The sequence below is a fragment of the uncultured Tateyamaria sp. genome (assembly GCF_947487805.1).
Classification (GTDB): Bacteria; Pseudomonadota; Alphaproteobacteria; order Rhodobacterales; family Rhodobacteraceae; genus Tateyamaria.
Genome location: NZ_CANKXW010000007.1, coordinates 39,050 through 63,929, shown reverse-complemented (window position 1 = coordinate 63,929; position 24,880 = coordinate 39,050). Strand labels below are relative to the sequence as shown.

The window sequence follows — 24,880 nt, the reverse complement described above, 5'->3', positions numbered from 1 at the left end:
GCATTGCAGCACCATACGGTTCCGGTCTGAAAACAATGCTGCAAATTCGCGCGCATTGAACACGGAAAACGGGTGCAGCCCCCTGCCCCGTTTCCCGCGTTCCCCGCGAATCACGCGGGGAAAGCTGCACAAGTTGTTGCTTGCGCGAAGCGCGCTGCTCTTAGGTGAGCAGTTGCGCTTCGTGCTTTTTCAGGCTGCGGCGCGCCGCGGTATAGCCTTCGATGCCTTCGGCTGTTTCCAGTTCAGGGAACAGTTCGAGGATCTCGGCCCGTTGCGCATCGCCCATGGACGCCAGCGTCTGATCACCAGGCTGGAAGCTTTCGGTCCATGCGCCGTCGGACAGGATCACCTCGTGCTGGTCGAACATCACGTGGATATAGGTCGTCTCCGACACCTCCACGACGTCGATGCCGTCCATGCCCGTCAGGTGCTTGGCCGCGACCAGCACTTCGTTCTCGTCAAAGTACAGCGCTGTCTTGTCGCTCGACATCAGCACACGGTGCTGCGGCGATACCAGCATGTCACGCTCCGGCAGGTTGTTGCCCAAGGCGCCCTTCTGGATCAGGACCGGACGCAGGTGCTCTGCCTGGGCCAGTTCCTCGCCCGACATGGCGCGTTGACCCACCCAGCGGATCTCCTGGATCCCGTTGTCGCGGGTGATGACCCGGTCGCCAACAGTCAGCTCTTCGACACGGCGCTCGCCCTGCGGTGTCGCGATCAGCGTACCGGGGGTAAAGCAGGGGATGACATTCTCGATGTTCTGGAATGTCAGCGTACCTGCCGGATCACCATTGGTGTCAAAGTAGTTGACCACACCGTTTTCAGGGTTGAGCGGGTCATAGACCACGTTCAGCGAACCGCCACCGGGGGCCGAGCCGCGCAGATCCAGCGTGTCAAAGTCGTCGCCGCCTTCGTTGCCGTCGACCTCTTCGCCAGCGTTGACGTTGACAAACGTGTCACGGTCATCGCCGCCCGACATGATGTCGTTGCCGCCATTGCCGCCGTCGATGGTGTCGTTGCCCGCACCGCCGTCGATCACGTCGTCGCCCGTGGCGCCAGTGATAAAGTCGTCGCCACCGTCACCGTTCAGCGTGTCGTCGCCGGTGCCGCCGTCGATGACATCATTGCCCTCGCCGCCGTTCAGCACGTCCGCGCCGTTGCCGCCCAGGATGGTATCGCTGCCGTCACCGCCAAAGACCGTGTCCGCATTGCGGCCCGCATCGATAAAGTCATTGCCCTCGCCACCGTCGATGGTGTCGTTGCCCTGACCACCCAGCAGGCTGTCGTTGCCGATGCCACCGTCGATGGAGTCGTCGTCGATCTCGCCGTCGATGGTGTCGTTGCCGATGCCGCCGATCAGCGTGTCATCGTCGTCCGCACCAAAGATCAGGTCGTCGCCTTCACCACCGTCCACGAAATCGCGGCCGTTGTCGGGGCGCAGATCCGGGCCAAACGGGTTGGACCCGTCGTCCTCGATGTTCAGCTGGTCCAGACCAAGCACAGGATCGTTGCCGGCATAGATCGTGTCGTTGCCGATCCCGCCGAGGATGGTGTCCTCGCCTTCGCCGCCCACGATACGGTCCGCACCGTCGTCGCCTGTGATCTCGTCGTCGTCAATGCCGCCATCGATCACGTCGTCGCCGGTGCCACCGATGATGGTGTCGCGGTCGTCGCCCGTGCTGATCGTGTCGTTGCCCGCACCACCGTCGACAAAGTCGCGCTCGTTCTCGGCCTCGGGCGTACCCTCTTCACCGGTGAACAGACCGGGGTAACCCTTGTCGATCTTCAGATCGTTGTCGGGGTCGCTGGAGGTGATCAGGTCATTGCCGTCGCCGCCTTCGATGCTGTCCGATCCGTCGCCGCCGTTGATGACGTCATCGTCGGCACCGCCGAGGATGGTGTCGTCGCCCGCACCGCCATTGATGGTGTCGTTGCCTTCCTCGCCGCGCAGGATGTCGTCGCCCTGACCGCCATGGATCTGGTCGTCGCCCGTGCCGCCGAACACATCGTCGTCGCCTTCGCCAGCCACGATCGTGTCGTTGCCGCCACCGGCCTGGATGATGTCATCGTTGGGGCCTTCGCCCGGCAGGATTTCGTCGTTGTTGTCGACCTTGTCGCCTTCGGGATCGCCTTCATAGTCGACGTCGATCAGATCACCGTCATCGGTGCCCGAAACGATACCGTCCAGCGGCTGCTCCTCGACCGTCACGATCACCTCGGCGGTGTCAAAGCCGCCATTGTCATCGGTGATGGTGTAGGTGATCGTGGCCGGACCCTCGAAACCGGGGGTCGGCGTGAAGATCAGCGTACCCGTCATCGAAATCGCAACCGCTCCGTTGGGCGATGTCGCATTGGTCACGCGCAGCGTGTCTCCGTCCACGTCCGTGTCATTGTCCAGCACGGGGATCTCGACCGCCGTGTTGAAGGGCGTGGTTGCAGCGTCATCTTCGGCCACAGGCGCGTCATTCACCGGCGTCACGTCAATGACCAGATCGGCCGTATCCGTGCCACCGTTGCCGTCGGCGATGGTGTAGGTGATGGTCGCCACACCGTTGAAGTCCTGCGCAGGCGTGAAGGTCAGCGTGCCGTCATTGTTGTTGACGACCGTGCCCTGATCCGCCGGAACCGTGGCCGAGATCACCTCGAGCGTGTCACCGTCCGCATCCGTGTCGTTGCCGATCACGTTCACAGTCGTTGCAACGTCCTCGTCGGTGGTGTCCGCGTCATCATTGGCAACCGGGCCGTCATTGACCGCACCGACAGACACGATGGCCTCACCGGTATCCGTGCCACCATTCCCGTCGCTGACGGTATAGGTGATGGTCGCGGGGCCGTTGAAGTTCAGCGCCGGTGTAAAGGTCACCGTGCCGTCGCCATTGTCCACGACAGTGCCCTGATCCGCAGGCACCGACACATCGGCCAGCGTCAGCGTATCGCCGTCCACGTCCGTGTCATTGCCCAGAAGGTCAACAACCACGGCCACGTCTTCGTCGGTGGTCTCGATATCGTCCACGGCCACCGGGTCGTCATTGACCGGGGTCACGGTCACAGCCACTTCGGCCGTGTCGGTCCCGCCATTTCCGTCGGTGATCGAATAGGTGATCGTCGCGTCGCCGTTGAAGTTCTCGGCAGGTGTGAACACCAGCTTGTTGTCGACAATGTCCACGGTCCCCTGATCCGCAGGCACGGTTGCACCTGTGATGGTCAGCAGATCGCCGTCCGGGTCGGTGTCATTGCCAACGGCATCGATGGTCACGGGCGTGTCTTCGTCCGTGGTCGCGGTGTCGTTGACCGCGTCGGGGCCGTCATTGACCGCGCCCACGTTCACGATGGCTTCGCCGGTGTCTTCGCCGCCCTGGCCGTCGACCACGGTATAGGTGATCGTCGCCACACCGTTAAAGTTCGGCGCAGGGGTAAAGGTCACGGTGCCGTCGCCATTGTCCACGACTGAGCCCTGATCCGCCGGAACGGATACGGTGCCGATGTCCAGCGGGTCGCCGTCCACATCCGTGTCATTGCCGATCAGATCGACCACAACCGCTTGGTCTTCCATGGTGTCGGCCAGATCGTCCACAGCCACCGGATCATCATTCACCGGGGTGACGGTGACCGTAACTTCGGCCGTGTCTGTGCCGCCATTGCCGTCGCTGATCGCATAAGAGATCGTCGCGTCGCCGTTAAAGTTCTCGGCAGGCGTGAACACCAGCTTGTTGTCGACGATGTCCACGGTGCCCTGAGCCGCAGGCACCGAGGCGCCCGTGATCGTCAGCGTGTCGCCATCCACATCCGTGTCATTGAACAGCGCGTCGATGGTGACGGGCGTGTCTTCGTCTGTTGTGGCCGTGTCGTTGACCGCATCGGGTGCGTCGTTGACCGGGGTCACGGTGACATTGACGGTTGCGGTATCGGTGCCGCCGTTGCCGTCCGACACGGTGTAGGTGATCGTGGTCGGCCCGTTGAAATTCGGCGCCGGCTCAAAGGTCAGCGTGCCATCGCCATTGATCGTCACGTCCCCATCGGGCGACGTCGCATCGGTCACGGTCAGCGCATCGCCATCCGGATCGGTGTCGTTGCCCAGCACGTCGATGATGACGCTGTCGTCTTCGTCCACGGTCGCGGTGTCGTCCATGGCATCGGGGCCACGGTTGATCTCGTCACCGACAACTTCTTCGATCTCGGTGAATGTCAGCGTCAGACCGTTCGGCGTGCCATCGGGGTTCACGAACACCACGGTGCCGTTGATCCCGTTGCCATTGGCGTCCGGTGTCACATTGTCGAGGAAGAACGGCCCCTGACCCGTCAGGTCCAGAACGTCGAGGTCGGTGTTCAGCAACGGATCGGCATTGAAGCCACCCGCGCCACCGTCAACCACGTCACCCGCACCACCAAAGATGGTGTCGGCATTGTCGCCACCCGACAGGGTGTCGTTGCCCGCACCACCGGTCAGCACGTCGTCACCGGCCTCACCAAAGACCATGTCGTCGCCGTCATCACCGTTCAGGGTGTCGTTGCCGCCCTGACCGTGGATCCAGTCGTTGTCCGCACCGCCGTCGACGGAGTCGTTGCCCGACCCCATCCAGATCTCGTCGTTGCCGTCGCCACCGAACGCGGTGTCGTCGCCCGAGCCACCCAGCAGGATGTCGCGGTCTGCACCACCGTCCAGCACGTCGTTGTCACGGCCACCTTCGAGACGGTCATTGCCGTCGCCACCGATCAGCGAGTCGTTGCCATCTTCACCCTTGATGGTGTCGTTGCCGACCATGCCATCGATGGTGTCGTCGCCCGTGCCGCCTGTGATCAGGTCCGCACCGCCGGGGCCGGTGTCATCCTTGAAGTTGCCGTCGCCAAAGATCGAGTCGTTGCCCGACCCGCCGTCGATCGTATCCGCATCCGACCCGCCATAGATGGTGTCGTCATCCGCATCGCCAAACAACGTGTCGCGACCGTGGCCACCATGGATGTTGTCGTTGCCGTCGCCACCGTTGACCAGATCGTTGTCCGCCGACGCCCACAGGTCATCATTGCCGGTGCCACCGTCGATGGTGTCGTTGCCGAACGAGGCTTCGACCATGTCGTCGCCCGCACCACCGATGAACAGGTCGTCGCCAAAGTCCGCACCACCCAGCGTGTCATTGCCGTCGCCACCGATCTGCGTGTCATTGCCCGCACCGCCAAAGATGCGGTCATTGCCGTCGCCGCCGACCAGCGAGTCGTTGCCGCCGTCGCCGTTCAGACGGTCGTCGCCGTCTTCGCCAAAGATGGTGTCGTCGCCTTCACCGCCATTCAGCGTGTCATTGCCCGGCAGGCCTGCGTCCACGACAGGCGCGTCGAAATAGACGTCCGTGATGTTGATGCCGCTGTTGTTGCTGCCGTCCTGATCATGCTCGATCACGATGCGCGCGACGGGACCCGGAATGCTGACCAGCAAGGAATAGGCCTTGGACGTGTCGTCCTGATAGCCGCCGTTGCTGTCCGCGGTGTCGTTGCCAGCCACACTATCGGTGTCCAGCAGCGTCAGGTTCTGGCCGCCTTCGAGGTTCACGGTGATCTGGTTGCCCGCGGCGTCGAACGCCTTGATGCGAACCACACCGTCGCCGTCGATGTCGTTCACGCGGAACGACACATCTTCGACAGGTGCCGAGAATTCCAGCTGGTAATCAGCGGAATTTCCGTGGCCGTTCAGGATGTTGTCAAGCGAGCTGTTGTTGTCGATCGCATTGCCGTCGCCATCGATGTTGTTGATGTTCTGATTGTCGTTCGACTGGATCGTGCGCGACGCGGACGATTGCGACAGGATCGAGAACGTCACATCGACATTGCCCGTGTCCTGCGTGAACCCGCCGACGTTGTTGCCGTCGCCAAAGGGCGACTTTTCCCACTCGAACACTTCGCGCTCTGTGATGCCGGCATTGGTGCCCGCATAGTTGCTGTCACCAAAGATCAGGTCATTGCCATTGCCGCCGTCGACACTGTCATTGCCGGAACCGGCATAGATGTCGTCGTCGCCTTCGCCCGCCTTGATGGTGTCGTTGCCGCCAAGGGCGTCGACGATGTCGTCATTGGGGGCCTCGCCGGGCAGCAGCGCGTCGCCCGCGTCAATGCGGTCCCCTTCAGGATCGCCCACATAGTTGATGTCGATCAGATCGCCGGTGTTGTCACCCTCGACAATGCCGTCGCCGGTTGTCTCGAATACAAGGTTGTCGATTGCGCCTGACCCGCCCAGGATCACGTCCATGCGGCCCACGTTCTCGACGTCGAAATCCACGATCACCTGACCGTTGTCGCCAACACCGTGCACGTCCACCTGTTTGATGAAATTGCCGTGGATGTCATAGAATTTGACCCACGCGCTTTCCTCGATGTCGAGGAAGGTCAGCCGGTTCACCGTCGTCGGATCATCAAACACGAACCGCAGTTTGCCGCCCGCGCCGTTGTCATCGGGATCGTGGCTGTCGCCGTCCTCGGAAATGATCAACGCCTTGTTCAGGTTCGTCGTGGCAAGGTCATGGTCCCCCCCGGTCGGGTTGGCGGTGTCAAAGATCATCGCCTTATTGGAACCACCAATGGCCGAAATGGTCACCCCATCGGCCGAGAATTCGTTATCTACCACTGTGCCGGTGGCAAGGGCGTTGAAGTCAATAAACTTGGTCATGGTACGGGTCTCCTAGGCGTTGTTGCAGGCGGCGCGCAACGCGGCCGGGTAAAAATCAGAACAGGATGGAGATGCTGTGGCCCAGCGATGCGCCTGCATCGCACGACCCCCAAAGTCGAATTGCATCAAATTGCGTGACACTTGCCACATGTACCGTCTCCATCTTTCACTCACTCGTTACCCTTGGACGGCGATGTACAGTTTCACCGGCGACCAGCACAAAAACACGCGAAATGGGAGAAGATGGCGAACACGACTGTTCGCAGGTATGCCGAACCTCGACACACGCTCGTCCGACAAGCGTTAAGCAACAACGCAGCGAACACACATTCTCCGTACCATTCCGGCACGTCCTGTGCGGTCGCCCCCGTGACCTACAGACATCGCCCCCCAGTTGGGCAGGTCCGTTCTTACGGTCAGCTTTGATGCAAACAAAGGGAAAAATGTCCGAAAAAACTCACGATTTCGCCGCACTCCGATGGCGAAACGGGCCCGTATGTAAACAATCTACAACCTTGGGTCGTAACATTTCGTGGCGCACGAGATGCGATCTCGGCAAAATCCCGCAGATAGTCATAGGACACAAGGGTTTGGGCAAATTCCCGCTGAAACGCGTTCTCAACGTCAGGTTTCCGCCTGAGAAACAATTGACCCAGGGTCAGCCTGACCACCCCATGCTACAATTTTGACATGATCGCTATCCCGCGCCGCATCAATCCGTTAAATTTTCGTCAACTGATGCCAATCCGTGCACAGCACTGCCACAATTTGCGAATCAAACCGGGTGCGGATGTCCGCCGATTGCGCGGGTTAACCATTTTTGCCTTGATTTGGATGCAATTGGCCAGATCACAGCCAACGCGGACTGCTGTCTATCATCTGTGTGAGGCTGGTACCCAAGGCCGGACTCGAACCGGCACGCCCGCAAAGGCGGGGGATTTTGAATCCCCTGCGTCTACCATTCCGCCACTTGGGCCTCGGCGTCGTCCTACACGCTGGTTTTGGCAGGGGCAAGCGGCGCGCGCCCCTTCCGGTCCAGATTTTTCACGCGCCGCGCGTCCGGCTCTGGCACAGTGCACCGCGATTTGATACGCGGATCCGGCAGCTCAAGGCCAACAGCACAAGGGATATATGCGACATGGCCGATCCGGCACAGGATATCGCGATATCAGATCGGCTGGCCCAGCTTGCTTCGGATGCCGGTGATACAACCGTCACCCTCGACTGGATCCTCGCCCAATTGCACGAACGCGCCTTTGGCCTGTTCCTGCTGATCCTCGCCCTGCCCTGCTGCATCCCGCTGCTCTATGGCATCCCGCAGGTGGTGGCGCTGCCGCTGTCTTTCGTCTCCGCCCAGATCCTCTTTGGCCGTCGCGTGCCGTGGCTGCCGGGCAAGCTGGGCGCGCGGACGATCTCCGCCCAAGCGCTGACCAACCTGTCGCGCCGGGCGGGCCCGTGGCTCAAACGGATCGAGGCCTTCAGCCGCCCGCGCCTGGCCCGCCTCACTTACGCACCCGCCGACCGCATCGTCGGCCTTGCCCTCGTTCTGTTCAGCGCGTCAATCCTCGTGCCCCTGCCCGGCACCAACACCGTGCCCGGCCTTGCGGTCGTCATCGTGGCCATGGGCCTCTTGCAACGCGACGGCGTGCTGGTACTCATCGGCAGCGCCCTGGGCACCACCTGGATCGCGACACTCCTCATCGCAGGCGCAACATTGGCAAGCCTGATCAAAACATGGATGGGCCTATGATGTTCACACGTCGCAACCTTGTCGTCATGGCCGCCGCCGGGTCGGCCGCCCTGCTGGCCGGAGCCTTCGCATTTCAGGCACTGGGATATGCCCCCTGCAAGATGTGCATCTGGCAACGCTACCCCCATGCCATCGCCATCGCCCTCGGCGCGCTCGCGTTCTTCGTACCGCTGCCCGCCCTCATTGCCCTCGGTGCGCTCGCCGCCCTCGCGACGGCGGCTGTTGGCGGCTACCATGTAGGGGTCGAGCAAGGATGGTGGGAAGGCCCCAGCTCCTGCACCTCCAGCGCCATTGGCGGGGTCGACCCCAACGCGCTCTTTGATCAGATCATGAACGCGCCCCTCGTGCGCTGCGACGACATCGCGTGGCAGTTCGCAGGCCTCAGCATGGCGGGCTGGAACATGGTGATCTCGCTGGTGCTCGCAGCCCTCTGGATCGCGGCCCTGCGCGCTAACCAGACTTCCGCGTAGACAAGAGCAGCGACGTCTCGCTCGCCACCACCCCGTCCAGACGGCGGATACGGAACAATACATCGTCGAACCGCTCCAGCGTGTCGGTGCCGATCTCGACAATCACATCCCAGCGCCCATTGGTCGAATGCACGGCCCGCAGCTCGGTCATGCCCTGCAACTGCCGGATGATCCGCTCCGTCCCGCGCCCTTCGATCCCGATCATCATCAGCCCGCGCACCGGGTCCTTCAGCGTGTCCTCGCGCAGCACGACGGTAAAGCCAAGGATATCACCCCGCGCCTGCAATTTCTCAAGCCGGGTGCGCACGGTCGTGCGCGACATGCCCAGCTGGATCGACAGGTCCGACAGCGACGCCCGCGCGTCATGGCGCAGTGCGGAAATCAGGCGACTGTCCATATCATCCATAATGGCCTCCACTTCGGCAATTTGCTAGGCATTATGATCATTTTGCACGGTTGTCCACGTCGCAAATCGGGCGCACCTCTCTGCCAACACGCAAGGGGAATGCCATGCAGAGCAAATCAATTCACCTGATCGGGGTCCCGATGGACTGCGGCAAACGGCGCACCGGTTGCCTGATGGGGCCGGACGCCTATCGCACCGCGGGCCTTGGCCGCGCGCTGGCCGATCTGGGCCATACGGTGTCCGATCAGGACAACGTGGCACCCGGCGCCTTCACCGAAACCGGCCACGACCGTCTGCACGCGCCCCAGGAAACCATCGCCTGGACGCGGGCGCTCTCCACCACAGCCACCGAAGCCTGCGCGCAGGGCGTGCCGGTCTTCATGGGCGGTGATCACGCCCTGTCGCTGGGCACGGTGCACGGGCTCGCCGCCCACGCCGCCGCACTTGGCCGCCCGCTCTTTGTGCTCTGGCTCGATGCGCACACCGACTACCATACGCCCGCCACCACCGCCTCCGGCAACCTGCACGGCACGCCCGTGGGCTACATCACCGGGCGCGACGGCTTTGACGGCTTTCCGCCCGTGCCGCACCCGGTGCCCCACGACCGCATCGCGATGCTGGGCCTGCGCTCGGTTGACCGGGCCGAACGCGCCGCACTCCAGGACACGGACGTCACCTATGTGGACATGCGCCATATCGACGAACACGGCATCGCCAAACCGCTGGCCGCCTTCCTCGACCGGGTCGCGGCGGCAAACGGGCTGCTGCACGTGTCGCTCGACGTGGATTTCCTCGATCCCTCCATCGCACCCGCCGTCGGCACAACCGTGCCCGGCGGCGCCACCATGCGCGAGGCGCATCTGGTGATGGAGATGATCTGCGACAGCGGCCTGCTCACAGCACTCGATCTGGTCGAACTGAACCCGTTTCTCGACGAACGCGGACGGACCGCACAGGTGATGGTGGACCTCACCGCCTCCGCTTTCGGCCGCCGCGTCTTTGACCGCCCCACCCGCGCCTACTGAAAGGACATCCCATGCTGTCACCCTCCGACAAGGCGCTGGTGCCCTTTGTCTCCGTCGATCACATGATGCGCCTGATCCACCACATTGGGCTTGGCGACATGCTGCGCGGTCTGGCCGACTATATCGCTGACGACTTTGCCCGCTGGGAACAGTTCGACAAGACACCGCGCGTGGCCAGCCACTCTGCCGAAGGGGTGATCGAGCTGATGCCCACCTCCGACGGCGAAACCTACGGGTTCAAATACGTCAACGGCCACCCCAAGAACACCAGCGACGGGCTGCAAACCGTCACGGCCTTTGGCCTTCTGGCGGATGTGGACACCGGATATCCCGTGCTGCTGACCGAGATGACGATGCTGACCGCGCTGCGCACCGCCGCGACCTCCGCGCTGGTGGCGCGCACGCTTGCGCCGCGCGGTGCCACGACCATGGCGATGATCGGCAACGGCGCCCAGTCCGAATTCCAGAGCATCGCAATGCAGGCCATCGCAGGCATCACCCATGTGCGGCTCCATGATATCGACCCCGCTGCCACGGCCAAATGCGCGGCCAACCTGGCCGCCTCCGGCCTGCACGTGACCCAGTGCGCATCGGCCGAGGACGCGATCATGGGCGCCCAGATCCTGACCACCTGCACGGCGGACAAGGCCCATGCCACGATCCTGACGGACAACATGGTCGGTGCGGGCGTCCACATCAACGCCATCGGCGGCGACTGCCCCGGCAAGACCGAGATCGCGCCTGCCATCCTCGAGCGGGGCGACATCTTTGTGGAATACCCGCCCCAGACCCGGATCGAAGGCGACATCCAGCAACTTGCCCCCGACCACCCCGTGACCGAGATCTGGCAGGTCCTCGCCGGGCAGGCACCGGGCCGCATATCGGACAAGCAGATCACGATCTTCGACAGCGTCGGCTTCGCGATCGAGGATTTCTCCGCCCTGCGCTACGTGCGCGACCGCATCCGCGGCACCGACCTCTTCCACCCGCTCGACCTGCTGGCCGACCCGGACGACCCCCGCGATCTGTTCGGCATGCTGGCGCGCGCCGGGGGATAGGTCGGGCGGTTCACGCAGACGGGCGTTGGACGGGCAGCGCCGGTTTCGAATGGAATGTGAATGGCTGGTTTGCGGACGAAGCGCTCTTTCGCTGCGGCTGCGCCAATGGCAGCTTTTGGATTCCACTGAAAAACGATACGCACTTCCCACATTGAAGGGTCACTTTAAAAGAAACTTGGCTTAAAGGTTAGCGCCACAACGCCCATCTGCAATCGCGTAAGCTTCCAAAACATATCGGCCAACCGCTCCTCCTGAAACTATGCGTACTGCAATAAAGTCTGGTTGTTCGATAACTGTCTGCTGCTGCACAAATGGAATGACGGACGGCGCATAGTGATTGCAAAGCGCCAGCAAAAGATCATCCAAGTTGTCACCGCCAAACAAACCTTCTGGGAATGGATCAGGTTGTATGCGCATCTCAATACCCTTGCCATGAGACGGGTGGTTCAAGACACCGGTATCAACCAACTTCCACTGAACATCCTGTGCTGAGGAATCCGAGGCAGCTAAAACCAATATGCTTGCTAAAGCTCTCACGATTTTCACTGGAAATCCTTCTGGTGCAAGTTGGTAAGACTTCCCCGTTCAATCGTATAATGGCCATTTGCGCAATGCGCAGCATCCATCGTTTTGGGCTCAAAGCCGACCTTCGCTGTACTCACATCCGTCCTACCGGTCGGCGGTCTCTGCGCTGCGACCATGCGTGAGCGGGAAAACCGAGGGCGGTGTTCAACCCGCCATCCGCCCGCAAAACACAGAACCTTACCGGAGAGTTAATGCGTTCCATCAAACCTTAACGCGCGGCACGGGGTTAATGAAACGTGAAAGCGCGCCAGTGGCGAAAACGTACAGTATTCGCAGGAATCTGTACGTTTTCCCGAAACGGCCCGAAAACGGCCCGTTTCCGGCGGCGCAAAAACGTACAGTTTGCGCGGTAAAAGGTGCGTTTTGGGGCGCTGCCGCCCCAAATACCCCAGCGTACGCTGTGTTAACGATCAGTCGTCGCGGTGGACTTTCTCGCGGCGCTCGTGACGCTCTTGCGCCTCAAGGCTCATCGTGGCGATGGGCCGCGCGTCCAGCCGTTTGAGCGAGATCGGCTCGCCCGTCACGGAGCAGTAGCCGTACTCGCCCTCGTCGATCCGGCGCAGCGCGCTATCGATCTTGGCCACCAGTTTGCGCTGGCGGTCGCGCGTGCGCAGCTCCAGCGCCCGGTCGGTTTCTTCGCTTGCACGGTCGGCGACATCCGGGATGTTGCGCGTTCCGTCCTGAAGCCCTTCGATGGTGTCGCGGCTGCCCGCCAGCAACTCCGACTTCCAGTTCAGCAGTTTGCGGCGAAAATACTCGACTTGCCGGTCATTCATGAACGGCTCGTCTTCTGCGGGACGATAATCATCCGGCAGGAACACTTCCTGTTTCATTTGCTTCCCCTCAATGCGACTGATGTTGGCCATAGATGGTTCCCTAAGGTTTCCGTATTGCCCGGATCAGCTCCCTGCCGCAGCGTCTATCCGAGGGCCACCGGATTGTCACTACCCATTCCCCTCACAGATTGGCTAAAAGCATCGTGATCAACGATTTGCCGCAACAGGATGAAGACACATGAAATTCCAGGGCACAGACGCCTATGTCGCGACCGACGACCTGACCATCGCGGTCAATGCCGCCGTCACACTGGAGCGGCCCCTGCTGGTCAAGGGCGAGCCCGGCACAGGCAAGACAGAACTGGCCAAGCAGGTCGCCCGGTCACTGGATCTGCGCCTGATCGAATGGAATATCAAATCGACCACGCGGGCCCAGCAGGGGCTTTACGAATACGACGCCGTCAGCCGGTTGCGCGATAGCCAGCTGGGCGAGGACCGTGTGCACGATGTTGCAAACTACATCAAAAAGGGAAAGCTCTGGGAGGCGTTCGAGGCCGATGAAAAGGTCGTGTTGCTGATCGACGAGATCGACAAGGCCGACATCGAATTTCCCAACGATCTCTTGCAAGAACTTGATAAGATGGAGTTCTTTGTCTACGAGACCGGCGCCACGATCCAGGCGCGCCAGCGCCCCGTGGTCATCATCACGTCGAACAACGAAAAGGAACTGCCCGACGCGTTCCTGCGCCGCTGTTTCTTTCACTACATCCGCTTTCCGGACATGGACACGATGAAGCAGATCGTGGCCGTGCACCATCCTGGCATCAAGGACGCGCTGCTGACCACGGCGCTGACCCAGTTCTTTGAAATCCGCGATCAACAGGGGCTCAAGAAAAAGCCCTCGACCTCCGAAGTGCTCGACTGGCTCAAGCTCCTGCTGGCCGAGGACATGAGCGCCGAGGATCTCAAAGCGGGCGGTGCCACCGCCCTGCCCAAGCTGCACGGCGCGCTGCTCAAGAACGAACAGGACGTGCACCTGTTCGAACGGCTGGCCTTCATGGCGCGCAGCCAGCGCTGATCACGCGTCCAGACGGTCGATCACGGTGACCCCGGGGGGCTGCGCGCCGCTGTCCATTGCGCGCAACGCGGCCTCGGCCTGCGACAGCTGGATGCGCGTGGTCACCAGAACGGATGGATCAAAGCGGCCGCCTGCGATCATGTTCATCAGTGGCTGAAAGTCCGCCGCCCCCAGCCCGCGCATGCCCATCAATGTCAACTGCCGCACATAGACCAGATCCAGCAGCGGCAGATCCACGGTGGCATGGGCCCCGACCGGCATGCCGACCTGCACATGCCGCCCCAGTTTGCGCAAGCCAGCAAGGCTGGCGGCAAAGGTTGCGGCAATGCCCAGTGCGTCCAGCGACACATGCGCGCCGCCACCCGTGGCTGCCCGCACCTGCTCTGCCACCGCGTCCGGCCCGCCTTGGGCCGTCAGCGTCACCTCGGCACCAAAGGCGCGCGCCTGTCGCAAGGCGCCATCGCTCACGTCCACGCCCACGACCCGCGCGCCGAGGGCACGCGCGATCAGGATGGCCGCCAGCCCGACGCCGCCACATCCGTGCACGGCGAGCCACTCGCCTGGCCGCAGGTCTGCCCGGTCTACCAGCGCGCGCCACGCGGTCGTCACCCGGCACCCCATGCCAGCGGCGGAAACAGCATCCAGACTGTCCGGCAAGGGCACGAGGTTGAAGTCCGCCGACGGGATCGCCACGGCCTCGGCAAAGCTGCCCCAGAAAGAGAAACCGATCACGGCCTGGCTGTTGCAGATGGTGGGCTGACCGCCCCGGCAATCGGCGCAGTGGCCGCAACCAAGGATGAAAGGCGCGGTCACCCGGTCGCCCTTTGCAAAGCGACTGCATGTGGGACCCACCTCGATCACGGTGCCTGCAAATTCGTGGCCCATCACATGCGGCAGGATCACATCCGGATCCGACCCGACCCAGGCGTGGTGATCGGACCGGCACACGCCGCAAGCCTCGACCGCAACGATGGCCCCGTCCGGCGGGCAGGCCGGGTCAGGTACGTCGCGCACGTGCAGCGGACCCGAATAGGTTTCCAATACGGCAGCCTTCATTGCTATCTCCCTGTTTTTTTGGGCCGATCTGACCATTCGGCAGCACACAGGCTTGTCGAAACGCGACATGACCCATGTCGGTCGAGTCTTTTGTGCCACAATTGCGGCCAAGACGCCTTGCGTAGGCCAAGCTGTGGATAAAATGTCTTTCTTTTGCCTGAAATGCTCCATACCTTGACCGTGATGAGAGGTGAAAACACCCGCATCCAATATGCTAAAAGGCAGGCAGGCAGTATTTATGACCGGTTCAGACGCACTTATTGTGCGCCCTTTGACTTTGTCGGATCGTCCGCAGTGGGACGATCTGTGGGCGGCGTATCTCGCATTTTATCAGACATCCCGTCCGAAAGAGGTCTTTGATACCTACTTCGAGCGCCTGCTTGGTACGGACCCCCACGACTATAACGGCCTGGTCGCCGAGACCGGTGGCAAGCTGGTTGGCCTGACCCACTTTCTGTTTCATCGCCATGGCTGGCGGGTGGAGAATGTCTGCTATTTGCAGGACCTCTATGCCGATCCGTCGGTGCGCGGTCGCGGCATTGGGCGCAAACTGATCGAGGCGGTCTATGCCGCGGCAGACGCCGTCGGTGCGCCGTCGGTCTATTGGCTGACCCAGGACTTCAACAGCGAAGCGCGCAAGCTTTATGACCGCATCGGGACCGTGACCCCCTTCATCAAGTATGAACGGGGATGAGTACCATGCGTCGTTTTGTTTTGCCGTTTGTTCTGTTGCTCAATGCCTGTGTGCCCGTCACACCCGGCGACACCCCGACCCGCGCCCTGCCGCAGTCCAGCGATCTGCCGCCGATGAAGACCTTTGGCGCGCCGCGCCCTGCGGTGCCGATCCGGTCCAACAATGACCTCGCACTCGATTTCATCGAGCTGAGCTTTCAACTAGAATCGGGCCGTGAACTGCCGGTGTTTACCCGGTTCGAGGGGCCCATTTCCGTGCGTGTCACCGGTGCGCCGCCCGCATCGCTGGGCACCGACCTGCGCCGCCTCATGCACCGGTTGCGCACCGAGGCGGGCATCGACATCTACGAGGCCGCGCCCAGCAGCAATGCCAACATCACGATCGAGGCGGTGAGCCGCGCGCAGATCCGCCGCGCCCTGCCCCATGCCGCCTGTTTCGTGGTGCCCAACATCACGACGATTTCGGAATACAAGGCCCACCGCCGCAGCGCCCGCACCAGCTGGACCAACCTGCGCACGCGCAAGCAGCTCGCCATCTTCCTGCCCAATGACGCAAGCCCGCAAGAAGTGCGCGACTGCCTGCACGAGGAACTGGCGCAGGCGCTGGGGCCGCTCAATGACCTCTACCGACTGCCCGACTCGGTGTTCAACGACGACAACGTGCACACGGTGCTGACTGGGTTCGATATGATGATGCTGCGGGCCTATTATTCGCCACAGCTCAAATCCGGCATGACCCGTGGCCAGGTGGCACAGCGCCTGCCGTCCATCTTTGCCGCGATCAACCCGCGTGGCGAGAACCTGCCCGCGCAATACGCCACCCGCACACCCCGCGCCTGGAGCCAGGCCGTGCAGACCGCGCTTGGCCCCGGTGCCACCAATGCCGCCCGCCGTGCCGCGGCGGAACGGGCGCTGGACATCGCACAGGCCATGGGCTGGCAGGATCACCGGCGTGCGTTCGCACATTACGCCAATGGCCGCCTGCTGCTGTCGTCGGACCCCAAGGCCGCGCAGACCCATTTCCGTGCCGCCGACCAATACTATGCCGCGACACGCGGGGCGACACTGCACCGGGCCTATGTGGCCACGCAATTGGCCGCCTATGCGATCACCCGCGGGGATGGCGACAAGGCGCTGTTGATCCTTGGGCCGCATATCGATCAGGCCGCGCAGAACGAGAACGCTGCCCTTTTGTCGACGCTGCTTTTGCTGCGCGCCGAGGCGCTGGATTTGCAGGGCCGCACCGCAGAGGCACGCACCGTCAGGGTGGACAGCCTTGGGTGGGCGCGCTACGGATTCGGACCTGACTGGGCGGTGCGGGCCAAGGTGCGGGAAATCTCTTCCCTCAATCCTTTGAACGGATGAACTTGCCGCCTTAGGGGATTGAAAGGCAAGGTAATATGATCGTTCTTGTGGCGGCTCTGACCGGAGCGCTGATCGGCGGATACACGGCACGCAAACGCGGTGGAAACCGTCTGGACATGGCGCAATATGCTGCGGGCTACGCACTGGCCTTTGTGGTGGTGGGGCTGATTGCCACAGTGCTGCTCGACCGGAGCTTGCGGGGCTGAGATGTTCCTGCCCTTCTTTGAAGCCCTGCGCAAAAATGGCGTGCCGGTGTCCCTGCGGGAGTTCCTCGCCTTTCTGGAGGGAATGAAAGCGGGGCTGGCCACCTATGATGTCGAGGCGTTCTACTATCTAGCGCGGGTCAGCATGGTGAAGGACGAGCGCAACATCGACAAATTCGACCGCGCCTTTGCCGCCGCTTTCGAAGGGTTGGAGCAGATCAGCATCGAGCAGGTGATGGAGGCCGTGGACATTCCGCAGGAGTGGCTGGAAAAGCTGGCCGAAAAGCATTTGAGCGAGGAAGAGCGCAAGGAAATCGAAGCGTTAGGTGGCTTTGACAAGCTGATGGACACGCTCAAGAAACGGCTTGAGGAACAGAAAGGCCGCCATCAGGGTGGCAACAAGTGGGTTGGCACCGCTGGCACCTCGCCCTTTGGCGCCTATGGTTACAATCCCGAAGGGGTGCGGATCGGCCAGAAGGAAAGCCGTCATCAGCGCGCGGTCAAGGTCTGGGACAAGCGCGAGTTCAGGAACCTGGACGACACGGTCGAGTTGGGCACGCGCAACATCAAGGTGGCGTTGAAACGCCTGCGCCGCTGGGCGCGCGACGGTGCCGCGGAAGAGCTGGACCTGAACGGCACCATACGCGCCACAGCTGAACACGGGTATCTGGACGTCAAGACCCGGCCGGAACGGCGCAATGCGGTCAAGGTGCTGTTGTTCCTCGATATCGGCGGGTCCATGGATCCGCATGTGAAGATCGTGGAAGAGCTGTTTTCGGCCGCCAAGTCCGAGTTCAAGCATCTGGAACACTTCTATTTCCACAACTGCCTCTACGAGGGCGTGTGGCGCGACAATCGCCGCCGCTGGGACGCGCAGACCCCAACGCACGAGGTGCTGCGCACCTATGGGCCGGACTACAAATGCATCTTTGTGGGCGACGCCAGCATGTCGCCCTACGAGATCGCCTATCCTGGCGGCGCCAATGAGCATTGGAACCAGGAGGCGGGCCAGGTCTGGCTGGCGCGCGCGCGGGATCAGTGGATGTCCAACCTGTGGATCAACCCGGTGCCCGAGAAATACTGGGGCTACACCCACTCCATCGGCATGATCCAGGAGATTTTCGGCGCAGAGGCCATGGTGCCCATGACGCTGGAGGGGTTGAGCCGGGGGATGAAGACGCTGACGCGCTAGACGGGGATTGCGGTCTTTTGCTGCCCCGTCGCTGATCCGGTCCGGCGCCCCTTGTATTTGGTCCACACCCCGAACACAGCAGTTCCAAGGCGAAAACGCCTTCGCACGCGAGTATGGCGCCAGAACCGGACAGTCCGTGGCCAGATGGTGGTGGAAAAACTGCGCCATTCACCCCATATGCAGGGCATGATAAAAGTCCTGCCGATCCTTCTTGCGCTGGCCTATGGCCTTGCGATGTACCGTTTTTCGGCTTGGCGCACCGCACGAGAGCTGGACGAGAAATCAACAGAACTCGCCGATCCGATGCTGCGCGAGATGTGCAACCAGCTCGCGCGTGCGCTGGATCTGGACCGGATCAAGGTGTTCATCTACGAGATCGACCCAGTGAACGGGCTGGCCGCGCCGGACGGGCGCATTTTCATCACCCGCGGGTTTTACAACAAGTTCCGTCAGGGGAGCGTTTCAGCGGCCGAGATGGCCAGCGTGATTGCCCACGAGTTAGGCCATGTGGCCCTGGGCCACAGCCGCAGGCGGATGATCGATTTTTCGGGCCAGAACGCGCTGCGCACGGCCCTTGCCATGGTGCTGTCGCGGTTCCTGCCGGGTGTGGGTGTGTGGATTGCCAACGGGTTGACCACGCTCTTGGCCGCGCGGCTGTCACGCGGCGATGAATACGAGGCGGATGCCTATGCGGCGGCCCTGCTGACCAAGGCAGGGATCGGCATCGGGCCGCAGATTTCGCTGTTTGAAAAATTGGAGAGCCTGACGCAGTCCAATGCGGGTGCCGCACCTGCGTGGTTGCTGAGTCATCCCAAGACGGGCGAACGGATCAAGGCATTGGAAAGCTTGCGCGCCAAGTGGCAGGTCGAGGGCTAGCCCAGCCGTTCGACCGCCTTGCCGAAGCGCGGCAGGCGCGCCTTTTTCATCAGGCGGCGCAGCGTCCAATCGTCTCCCGAGAGCGTGCGGGCGGTGTTGAGGACCGCGTGGGCGACAGGGGCCACCAGGTCCGGGTGCGCCTCGGCGCAGCCTTGCAGGTATCCATCGGGATCGACCCTGTGCAGGCCCTCTTCGGTCAGGATGTTGCGCGGGAAATCCTTGGCATTCACGGTCATGACAGCGTCGGCAGAGCCATGGATAGCGGCGGCCAGAACGTGGATGTCGCCGGGATCGGGCAGCCAGAGCCTGTGTTCCAGCTCGGGTGGATGCCGCACGCACGCGCCGGGCCATGCGATGTCGAGCATGGCAATCTCGCCGCGGGCCTGTCTCTCGCCCTCCGGGCCCAGCTTGGCCGCGGCGCGGGCCCATTCCTCGAGGATGCGCGGCGACCAGAGCGGCTGGAACAGCCCGGTTTTTGCCACCCCCAGCACGACCTCGCGCATGACGGTGGGATAGAGCACATTTGCGTCGATCAGGATCTTCATACCCGGAAGAACAGCGCCTTGAGATACCCACTTTCGGCCAGTTGCGGCAGCAACGGATGATCAGGCCCGGCAAAACCGGTATGCAGCAAGGCAGGCGCGCGTCCGGCCCGTCCGATGCCACGCAGGCAGGCGGTGCGGAACCGGGTCAGGTCGGCGGCATGCGAGCAGCTGCACAGCACAAGGATGCCCCCCGGTGCGACCAGTGGCGTGGCCAGCCGGGCGATCCGTTCATAGGCGCGCAGACCAGCCTCCAACGCGGGTTTGGCGGGCGCAAAGGCAGGCGGGTCGCAGATCACGAGGTCGAACTCCGCGCCATCGGTGCCAAGCTCTGTGAGCAAGTCGAACGCATCACCCTGGCGGATGTTGAGTGCGTCCGCCTGCCCCATCTCTGCTGCGCCCAAGGTCGCAAGCTCCAGCGCGGGCGCGGAACCATCAACGCAGAGCGCCGAGGCGGCCCCGTTTGCCAGCGCCGCCAGGCCAAAGCCGCCCACATGGGAGAACACGTCAAGCACCCGCGCGCCCGGCGCAAATCGCGCGGCAAAGGCGTGGTTGGGGCGTTGGTCAAAGAAGAGGCCGGTTTTCTGCCCACCCATCACATCGGCCATATAGGTGGCACCGTTCATCGGCACCGGCAGCGGCGCATCGGGCGCCTGCCCGGTCAGAACCACGCTGACATCGTCCAACCCTTCGAGCACGCGTGTACGCCCGCTGGCGTTCTTGATGACATTGGTCACGCCGGTCACATCAACCAGAGCCTGCAACAGCAGGTCGAGCCGCGCCTCGACCCAGGCCGCGTTGGGCTGGATCACGCAGGTGTCCCCGAACCGGTCGATCACAAGGCCCGGCAGGCCGTCGGCCTCGGCGTGGATCAGGCGATAATATGGTGCATCAAAGAGCCGGTTGCGCAGATCCAGCGCGCGGGTCAGCCGTGTCGCGAACCACGCGGTGTCCACATCGGCCTCGACATTGCTGTCGATCACGCGGGCGATGATCTTGGACACCGGGTTGACGGCGACAAGGGCGATGGGCGCGCGGTTTTCATCCTGCAAGACGGCCAGCGTGCCCGGCTGCATCGCCTTGGTGCGGCGGTCGGTGACGACCTCGTTGGCATAGGCCCAGGGAAACCCGTGGCGGATGCGGCGCGCGTCCGTCTTGGGACGCATGCGGATTGCGGGGCGGTCGGATGCAAAAGAGGGCGCTGTCATAGCGCCCTCCTCTAGTCCGTTCCGGTGACCTGTGAAAGGTCAGATTTGGTTCATCGCCTGGATCAGGCCGAGGCGCGGGTTCTCGAACCCTTTCTCTGTGGTCAGCTCCTGCCGGATCACTTCGGCGAGGTGGTTGCTGATGCGGACTTTCTGGGTGAGGCCGCGGGCTTCGGCTTGCAGCGCCTGTTTGCCACCAAAGGCGTCCAGATCGGCGCGGATGTGCTTTGCGTCGCTCAGGATAGCGCCGGTTTCGGGATCGCGCAGGATGAGCGAAAAGGTGATGTTGTGCACACCGCCGGTGGTGTAGCGCGCCTTTTCCGTCAGGGCGTGAAAGCGGCTGACCTCAATGTCCAGTGCAACGGGCGTGGTGCCGTCCAGTGCTTCGGTGCCGCGCGACAGGGCGTCGTGGAAGATCTGTGCGACCTGTGCGTGGCGGTCGCCGATCGGGTCCTCGCGCCAGACGATGTCACCGGCGGGCAGATAACGGTTTGCTTCGGAAACCGTCAGGCTGCGGGGCACGCGGACGGTGATGTTCTCGACCCGGACGCCGCTCAGGGCAGGCACGAAGCCGACGCTGGGTGCGGCGGACAGCGGTGCACCTTCGAAAGGCACGTTGCGGGAGGCAACGTTGGTGTTTGCACAGGCCGAAACGAGGCCACCCATTACAAGCAACAGAACCAGTTTGATGCGTTTCATCTCAAGTCTCCGATCCGTGCGCTTTGGCACGCTTTTTCTTCTCCGACCCAGAGATGACCTCGATTTGAGGCGCAATTGAGACAAGAAAGGTTCAATTGCGGGATTGTTTCATGGCGCGGTGTGGACGGGTCAGTGCGGTCGCGACCGGCTGCGCCAGCCGCCGCGGCGGCGCGGTTGGGCTATGCTATCGAGCCCTTCGGTCAGCACCTGTGTCATGGGGTGTTCGGGGTTGGCCCCTTCGTAGACCGTCAGCAATTCCGCAATCGCGGCTTGCGGCGTGATGCCGTCGCCGAGGCTGAGCGCCCAGTCCAGAAAGATGCTGCGGCATTCGGGTTTGGTGATGCCATCGATCTGGTAGGCCTCAAAGATCAGGCCCTTGGGATCCAGTGGTCCGCCTTTGCTCGGCATCTGCATCTCCTTCGTTCGTGGCCGCGATGGCCTGTTCCATCAGCGCCGTGCTTTGTGCATAGGCCGCTGCCAGCGTGGTCTCGGCCGCCTCCAAGGTGTCCACCTCTACCGCGCGCAACAGCACCGCCGCCCCGCCCGCGCCCAGATCATCCGCGCGCACCGGGGCCGTGCTGAGCAAGCGCGAGGCCATCTGGACACGCCACAACATGTCATAGATCGCGCCCAGCGATTGCGCATCCGCGTCATTCAGCAGGCCCGCTGCGACGCAGGCCGCCAGACCGTCGGCCACGGATGCACCATCATGGGCGGTCAGGACGGTGCCGACCTGGGCCAGCAATTCGATGTCCTGCAACCGGCCCGGCCCGATCTTGACGTCCCAGATGCCGTAGGGCGGCTTGGCACTCGAAATACGGGTGCGCATGGTTTGCAATTCGGCCAGCGTCCCGGCCCGGTCCCGCGGGGTGGCGAGGATCGCCGCGCGCAGGTCCGCGACATCGCGCATCAGGTCATTCGGCCCCGCCACCGAAGAAGCGCGCACCAGCGCCATATGCTCCCAAAGCCAGGCTTCACTGCGTTGGTAGGCTTGGTATGCAGACCAGCTGGTGGCCACGGGCCCCTGATTGCCGGAGGGGCGCAGGCGCATGTCGGCCTCGTACAGCCGGCCTTGTGCCGTCTGCGCGGTGACGGCGGTGATCATCGCCTGCGTGAGTTTGGCATAATAGGTACGCGCGGGCAGCGGTTTGGGACCGTCAGAGGCATCCTGATCCAGCGGGTCGTAGATCACGATCAGGTCGAGGTCGGATTGCGCGGTCAGTTGCTGCGCGCCCAGGCTGCCCATGCCGATGATGGCCGCACCACGCCCGGGTGCGGGGCCGTGGCGTTTGGCAAACTGCGCCTGTACCTCCGGCCAGAGTGCGCGCAGGGCCGCGCGGGCGAGGTCGGAGTATTGCGTGCCCGCCTCGCGCGCGGTGATGAGTTCACGCAGATGGTGCACGCCGATGCGGAAATGCCATTCCTTGGCCCAGGCGCGGATCATGTCCAGCTTGGTTTCATAGTCGTCTTCGGCGGCCAGCCTTGCGGCGGCATCGGCGGCCAGCGCGTCCTGTCCGGGCCAGGGTTCAAAGAAACTGCCCCCGATCACCGCATCCAGCACCGCGGCATTGCGCGACAGGTGGCGGGCCAGCGCGGGCGACGTGCCGGTGATGTCGACCAGTAGATCGACCAGCTGCGGGTTGGCGTCAAAGAGCGAGAAAAGCTGAACCCCAGCAGGCAGACCGGCGAGGAACCCGTCAAAGGCGGCAAGTGCCTCTTCGGGCTTGGCGGTTTCGGCCAGCCGCGCCAGCAGCATGGGTTCGATCCGGTCAAAAAGCGCCGCCCCCCGCGCGCTGCGCAAGGCGGGGTAGCTGCGCCAGCGAGCCTGCATCGCCGGGTCGAGGGCCAGCTTCGGCGTCTCCTCCGCCTTGGCGGGCGCAAAGAAACCTTCGGTCTCGGCGTGTACCGCCGACAGCCGCTGTTTCAGCGTGCCCTCGAGATCCGCGCGGTCCATATCCATCATCGCAGCCAGCCGGTCAAAGCCCTCTTGCGAGGTAGGCAGCGTATGCGTCTGCGCATCGCGCACCATCTGGACCCGGTGTTCGACCGTGCGCGCAAAGCGGTAGTGGTCGGCCAGATCATCAGCGACTGCGACGTCCACCCATCCGCGTGCGGCCAGCCGTTCCAGCCCCTCGACCGTGCCACGCACCCGCAGCGACGCATCCCGCCCACCCGCGATCAGCTGGCGGGTCTGGGTAAAGAATTCGATCTCTCGAATGCCACCGCGACCCAGTTTCATATTGTGGCCCATCAAGGTGATCGGCCCGCCCGTGCCCTTGTGCGCGCGAATGGCGAGCCGCATGTCATGGGCGTCCTGCACGGCGGCGAAATCCAGGTGGCGGCGCCAGACAAAGGGGCCGAGTTCGCTCAGATAGCCCCGGCCCGCGGCCATGTTGCCCGCACAGACCCGCGCCTTGATGAACGCGGCGCGTTCCCATGTGCGGCCAAGGCTTTCGTAATAACGCTCTGCCGCCCCGGTCGACAGCACCACGGGCGTCACCGCCGGATCCGGGCGCAGCCTCAGGTCGGTGCGGAACACATAGCCCTCGGCTGTCAGATCGCTGAGGGCTGCGCACATGTCCTGCACCGCCTTTACGCAGGCCTTGCGGATTGTCGGATAGTCCGAGGGCGCATGTTGCGTCTCATCAAAAAGACAGATGAGGTCGATGTCGGAGGAATAGTTCAGCTCGAACGCGCCCATCTTGCCCATCGCCAGCACAAAGAGCCCCGCGTCGCCTTCGGGCAAGCGCCCCCGCGCGATCTGCGCCTGCAATCCGGCGGTCAGTGCCGTCTGGCACGCCATGTCGGCCAGTTGCGTCAGCGCAGTGGTCACCTGCTCCAGCGACCACGCGCCGCCCAGATCAGCGAGCCCCGCAAGCAAGGCGACACGCCGCTTGGCCTGCCGCAGCGCGGGCTTGATTGCGGCCAGATCCCCCTGCGGCGGGGTCAGCGCGCCTGCGATCGCCGCGTCCACGTCGGTCACCGCGTCCGACAGCCACGCAGCCTCTCGGGTGATCAGACTGGCAAGATAAGGGCTGCACGCTGCCGCGCCTTTGATCAGGTCGCGCAGCCTTGCATCATCCATGTCATAGTGGTGCAGGGTCTCCCGACCACGCGCCGCATCATAGAGGCGGGGAACTCTGGTAATGGCATCGGCAAGGCGCATATGCGCACCATCCAAAGCCCGCGCGCAAAGGTCAATGGCCTCCAAATCACACGGCCCGCCCGCGAGAAAGCGCCCTTACCCAC

General features: G+C 63.1%; 20 protein-coding genes and 1 tRNA gene. 10 read left to right on the top strand and 11 right to left on the bottom strand.

The window, feature by feature from the left end; all coding sequences use genetic code 11:
- Positions 1–160: 160 nt before the first annotated feature.
- Positions 161–6,652, bottom strand: a complete 6,492-nt coding sequence (locus Q0949_RS16000) for a cadherin-like domain-containing protein (RefSeq protein ID WP_299374464.1) — start codon at positions 6,650–6,652, stop codon at positions 161–163.
- 890 nt (positions 6,653–7,542) lie between these two features.
- Positions 7,543–7,628: transfer RNA gene (locus tag Q0949_RS15995), tRNA-Leu, on the bottom strand.
- 162 nt (positions 7,629–7,790) lie between these two features.
- Here Q0949_RS15995 and Q0949_RS15990 point away from each other — a divergent pair.
- Both Q0949_RS15990 and Q0949_RS15985 read left to right on the top strand, forming a co-directional pair.
- On the top strand, positions 7,791–8,402 hold the full coding sequence (locus Q0949_RS15990; protein ID WP_299374461.1) for an exopolysaccharide biosynthesis protein: 612 nt from the start codon (positions 7,791–7,793) through the stop codon (positions 8,400–8,402).
- Entirely contained in the window at positions 8,402–8,872 is a 471-nt protein-coding gene (locus Q0949_RS15985; RefSeq protein WP_299374851.1) for a disulfide bond formation protein B, read from the top strand. The genes Q0949_RS15990 and Q0949_RS15985 overlap by 1 nt, the downstream gene beginning before the upstream one ends.
- Here Q0949_RS15985 and Q0949_RS15980 read toward each other — a convergent pair.
- Positions 8,853–9,278 (bottom strand): Lrp/AsnC family transcriptional regulator, encoded by a 426-nt coding sequence (locus tag Q0949_RS15980; protein WP_299374458.1) that lies wholly within the window; start codon positions 9,276–9,278, stop codon positions 8,853–8,855. The two genes, Q0949_RS15985 and Q0949_RS15980, sit on opposite strands and share 20 nt — an antisense overlap.
- A gap of 104 nt (positions 9,279–9,382) precedes the next feature.
- Here Q0949_RS15980 and rocF point away from each other — a divergent pair, with 104 nt between their 5' ends.
- Both rocF and Q0949_RS15970 read left to right on the top strand, forming a co-directional pair.
- Positions 9,383–10,303, top strand: coding sequence for an arginase (gene rocF / locus Q0949_RS15975; protein ID WP_299374455.1), 921 nt, complete (start codon positions 9,383–9,385; stop codon positions 10,301–10,303).
- Between the two features lie 11 nt (positions 10,304–10,314).
- Complete coding sequence (locus Q0949_RS15970) at positions 10,315–11,361, top strand: ornithine cyclodeaminase (RefSeq protein ID WP_299374452.1); 1,047 nt, start codon at positions 10,315–10,317, stop codon at positions 11,359–11,361.
- Between the two features lie 180 nt (positions 11,362–11,541).
- On the opposite strand, the gene Q0949_RS15965 is transcribed toward Q0949_RS15970, so the two are convergent.
- Entirely contained in the window at positions 11,542–11,907 is a 366-nt protein-coding gene (locus tag Q0949_RS15965) for a hypothetical protein (RefSeq protein ID WP_299374450.1), read from the bottom strand.
- Positions 11,908–12,356: 449 nt separating this feature from the next.
- On the bottom strand, positions 12,357–12,779 hold the full coding sequence (gene dksA, locus Q0949_RS15960) for an RNA polymerase-binding protein DksA (protein WP_299145683.1): 423 nt from the start codon (positions 12,777–12,779) through the stop codon (positions 12,357–12,359).
- 181 nt (positions 12,780–12,960) lie between these two features.
- Here dksA and Q0949_RS15955 point away from each other — a divergent pair, with 181 nt between their 5' ends.
- On the top strand, positions 12,961–13,800 hold the full coding sequence (locus Q0949_RS15955) for a MoxR family ATPase (protein WP_299374447.1): 840 nt from the start codon (positions 12,961–12,963) through the stop codon (positions 13,798–13,800).
- On the opposite strand, the gene Q0949_RS15950 is transcribed toward Q0949_RS15955, so the two are convergent.
- Positions 13,801–14,856, bottom strand: a complete 1,056-nt coding sequence (locus Q0949_RS15950) for an alcohol dehydrogenase catalytic domain-containing protein (protein WP_299374444.1) — start codon at positions 14,854–14,856, stop codon at positions 13,801–13,803.
- Positions 14,857–15,094: 238 nt separating this feature from the next.
- Between Q0949_RS15950 and Q0949_RS15945 the strand changes: the two genes are divergently transcribed.
- The 5 genes from Q0949_RS15945 to Q0949_RS15925 all read left to right on the top strand — a co-directional run bounded on the left by Q0949_RS15945 (position 15,095) and on the right by Q0949_RS15925 (position 19,185).
- Positions 15,095–15,550 (top strand): GNAT family N-acetyltransferase, encoded by a 456-nt coding sequence (locus Q0949_RS15945; protein ID WP_299374441.1) that lies wholly within the window; start codon positions 15,095–15,097, stop codon positions 15,548–15,550.
- A 5-nt stretch (positions 15,551–15,555) separates the two neighbouring features.
- The gene (locus Q0949_RS15940) at positions 15,556–16,914 is read left to right on the top strand and encodes a DUF2927 domain-containing protein (RefSeq protein ID WP_299374438.1); all 1,359 of its coding nucleotides are present in this window, start codon (positions 15,556–15,558) and stop codon (positions 16,912–16,914) included.
- Between the two features lie 35 nt (positions 16,915–16,949).
- Positions 16,950–17,120 carry an apolipoprotein acyltransferase gene (locus Q0949_RS15935; RefSeq protein WP_299374435.1) on the top strand — a complete coding sequence of 57 codons (171 nt, stop codon included), beginning with the start codon at positions 16,950–16,952 and terminating at the stop codon, positions 17,118–17,120.
- A 1-nt stretch (position 17,121) separates the two neighbouring features.
- Positions 17,122–18,309: a VWA domain-containing protein gene (locus Q0949_RS15930; RefSeq protein ID WP_299374432.1), complete on the top strand. Its 1,188-nt coding sequence runs from the start codon at positions 17,122–17,124 to the stop codon at positions 18,307–18,309.
- 186 nt (positions 18,310–18,495) lie between these two features.
- Positions 18,496–19,185 (top strand): M48 family metalloprotease, encoded by a 690-nt coding sequence (locus Q0949_RS15925; RefSeq protein WP_299374430.1) that lies wholly within the window; start codon positions 18,496–18,498, stop codon positions 19,183–19,185.
- Here the strand turns inward: Q0949_RS15925 and Q0949_RS15920 are convergent.
- From Q0949_RS15920 to Q0949_RS15900, 5 genes are all read right to left on the bottom strand, one after another.
- Positions 19,182–19,730: an RSP_2648 family PIN domain-containing protein gene (locus Q0949_RS15920; protein WP_299374427.1), complete on the bottom strand. Its 549-nt coding sequence runs from the start codon at positions 19,728–19,730 to the stop codon at positions 19,182–19,184. The two genes, Q0949_RS15925 and Q0949_RS15920, sit on opposite strands and share 4 nt — an antisense overlap.
- Complete coding sequence (locus tag Q0949_RS15915) at positions 19,727–20,935, bottom strand: RSP_2647 family RNA methyltransferase (RefSeq protein ID WP_299374424.1); 1,209 nt, start codon at positions 20,933–20,935, stop codon at positions 19,727–19,729. The genes Q0949_RS15920 and Q0949_RS15915 overlap by 4 nt, the downstream gene beginning before the upstream one ends.
- A 39-nt stretch (positions 20,936–20,974) precedes the next feature.
- On the bottom strand, positions 20,975–21,631 hold the full coding sequence (locus Q0949_RS15910) for a DUF6778 family protein (protein ID WP_299374421.1): 657 nt from the start codon (positions 21,629–21,631) through the stop codon (positions 20,975–20,977).
- 129 nt (positions 21,632–21,760) lie between these two features.
- On the bottom strand, positions 21,761–22,039 hold the full coding sequence (locus tag Q0949_RS15905; protein ID WP_299374419.1) for a hypothetical protein: 279 nt from the start codon (positions 22,037–22,039) through the stop codon (positions 21,761–21,763).
- Entirely contained in the window at positions 21,993–24,797 is a 2,805-nt protein-coding gene (locus tag Q0949_RS15900) for a glutamine-synthetase adenylyltransferase (protein WP_299374417.1), read from the bottom strand. The genes Q0949_RS15905 and Q0949_RS15900 overlap by 47 nt, the downstream gene beginning before the upstream one ends.
- Between the last annotated feature and the right edge of the window lie 83 nt (positions 24,798–24,880).

Bases quoted from the DNA above. Each gene is read 5' to 3' on its own strand.
- Q0949_RS16000 (WP_299374464.1), bottom strand. From the start codon at position 6,652: ATGACCAAGTTTATTGACTTCAACGCCCTTGCCACCGGCACAGTGGTA.
- Q0949_RS15990 (WP_299374461.1), top strand. From the start codon at position 7,791: ATGGCCGATCCGGCACAGGATATCGCGATATCAGATCGGCTGGCCCAG.
- Q0949_RS15985 (WP_299374851.1), top strand. From the start codon at position 8,402: ATGTTCACACGTCGCAACCTTGTCGTCATGGCCGCCGCCGGGTCGGCC.
- Q0949_RS15980 (WP_299374458.1), bottom strand. From the start codon at position 9,278: ATGGATGATATGGACAGTCGCCTGATTTCCGCACTGCGCCATGACGCG.
- rocF (WP_299374455.1), top strand. From the start codon at position 9,383: ATGCAGAGCAAATCAATTCACCTGATCGGGGTCCCGATGGACTGCGGC.
- Q0949_RS15970 (WP_299374452.1), top strand. From the start codon at position 10,315: ATGCTGTCACCCTCCGACAAGGCGCTGGTGCCCTTTGTCTCCGTCGAT.
- dksA (WP_299145683.1), bottom strand. From the start codon at position 12,779: ATGAAACAGGAAGTGTTCCTGCCGGATGATTATCGTCCCGCAGAAGAC.
- Q0949_RS15955 (WP_299374447.1), top strand. From the start codon at position 12,961: ATGAAATTCCAGGGCACAGACGCCTATGTCGCGACCGACGACCTGACC.
- Q0949_RS15950 (WP_299374444.1), bottom strand. From the start codon at position 14,856: ATGAAGGCTGCCGTATTGGAAACCTATTCGGGTCCGCTGCACGTGCGC.
- Q0949_RS15945 (WP_299374441.1), top strand. From the start codon at position 15,095: ATGACCGGTTCAGACGCACTTATTGTGCGCCCTTTGACTTTGTCGGAT.
- Q0949_RS15940 (WP_299374438.1), top strand. From the start codon at position 15,556: ATGCGTCGTTTTGTTTTGCCGTTTGTTCTGTTGCTCAATGCCTGTGTG.
- Q0949_RS15935 (WP_299374435.1), top strand. From the start codon at position 16,950: ATGATCGTTCTTGTGGCGGCTCTGACCGGAGCGCTGATCGGCGGATAC.
- Q0949_RS15930 (WP_299374432.1), top strand. From the start codon at position 17,122: ATGTTCCTGCCCTTCTTTGAAGCCCTGCGCAAAAATGGCGTGCCGGTG.
- Q0949_RS15925 (WP_299374430.1), top strand. From the start codon at position 18,496: ATGATAAAAGTCCTGCCGATCCTTCTTGCGCTGGCCTATGGCCTTGCG.
- Q0949_RS15920 (WP_299374427.1), bottom strand. From the start codon at position 19,730: ATGAAGATCCTGATCGACGCAAATGTGCTCTATCCCACCGTCATGCGC.
- Q0949_RS15915 (WP_299374424.1), bottom strand. From the start codon at position 20,935: ATGACAGCGCCCTCTTTTGCATCCGACCGCCCCGCAATCCGCATGCGT.
- Q0949_RS15910 (WP_299374421.1), bottom strand. From the start codon at position 21,631: ATGAAACGCATCAAACTGGTTCTGTTGCTTGTAATGGGTGGCCTCGTT.
- Q0949_RS15905 (WP_299374419.1), bottom strand. From the start codon at position 22,039: ATGCCGAGCAAAGGCGGACCACTGGATCCCAAGGGCCTGATCTTTGAG.
- Q0949_RS15900 (WP_299374417.1), bottom strand. From the start codon at position 24,797: ATGCGCCTTGCCGATGCCATTACCAGAGTTCCCCGCCTCTATGATGCG.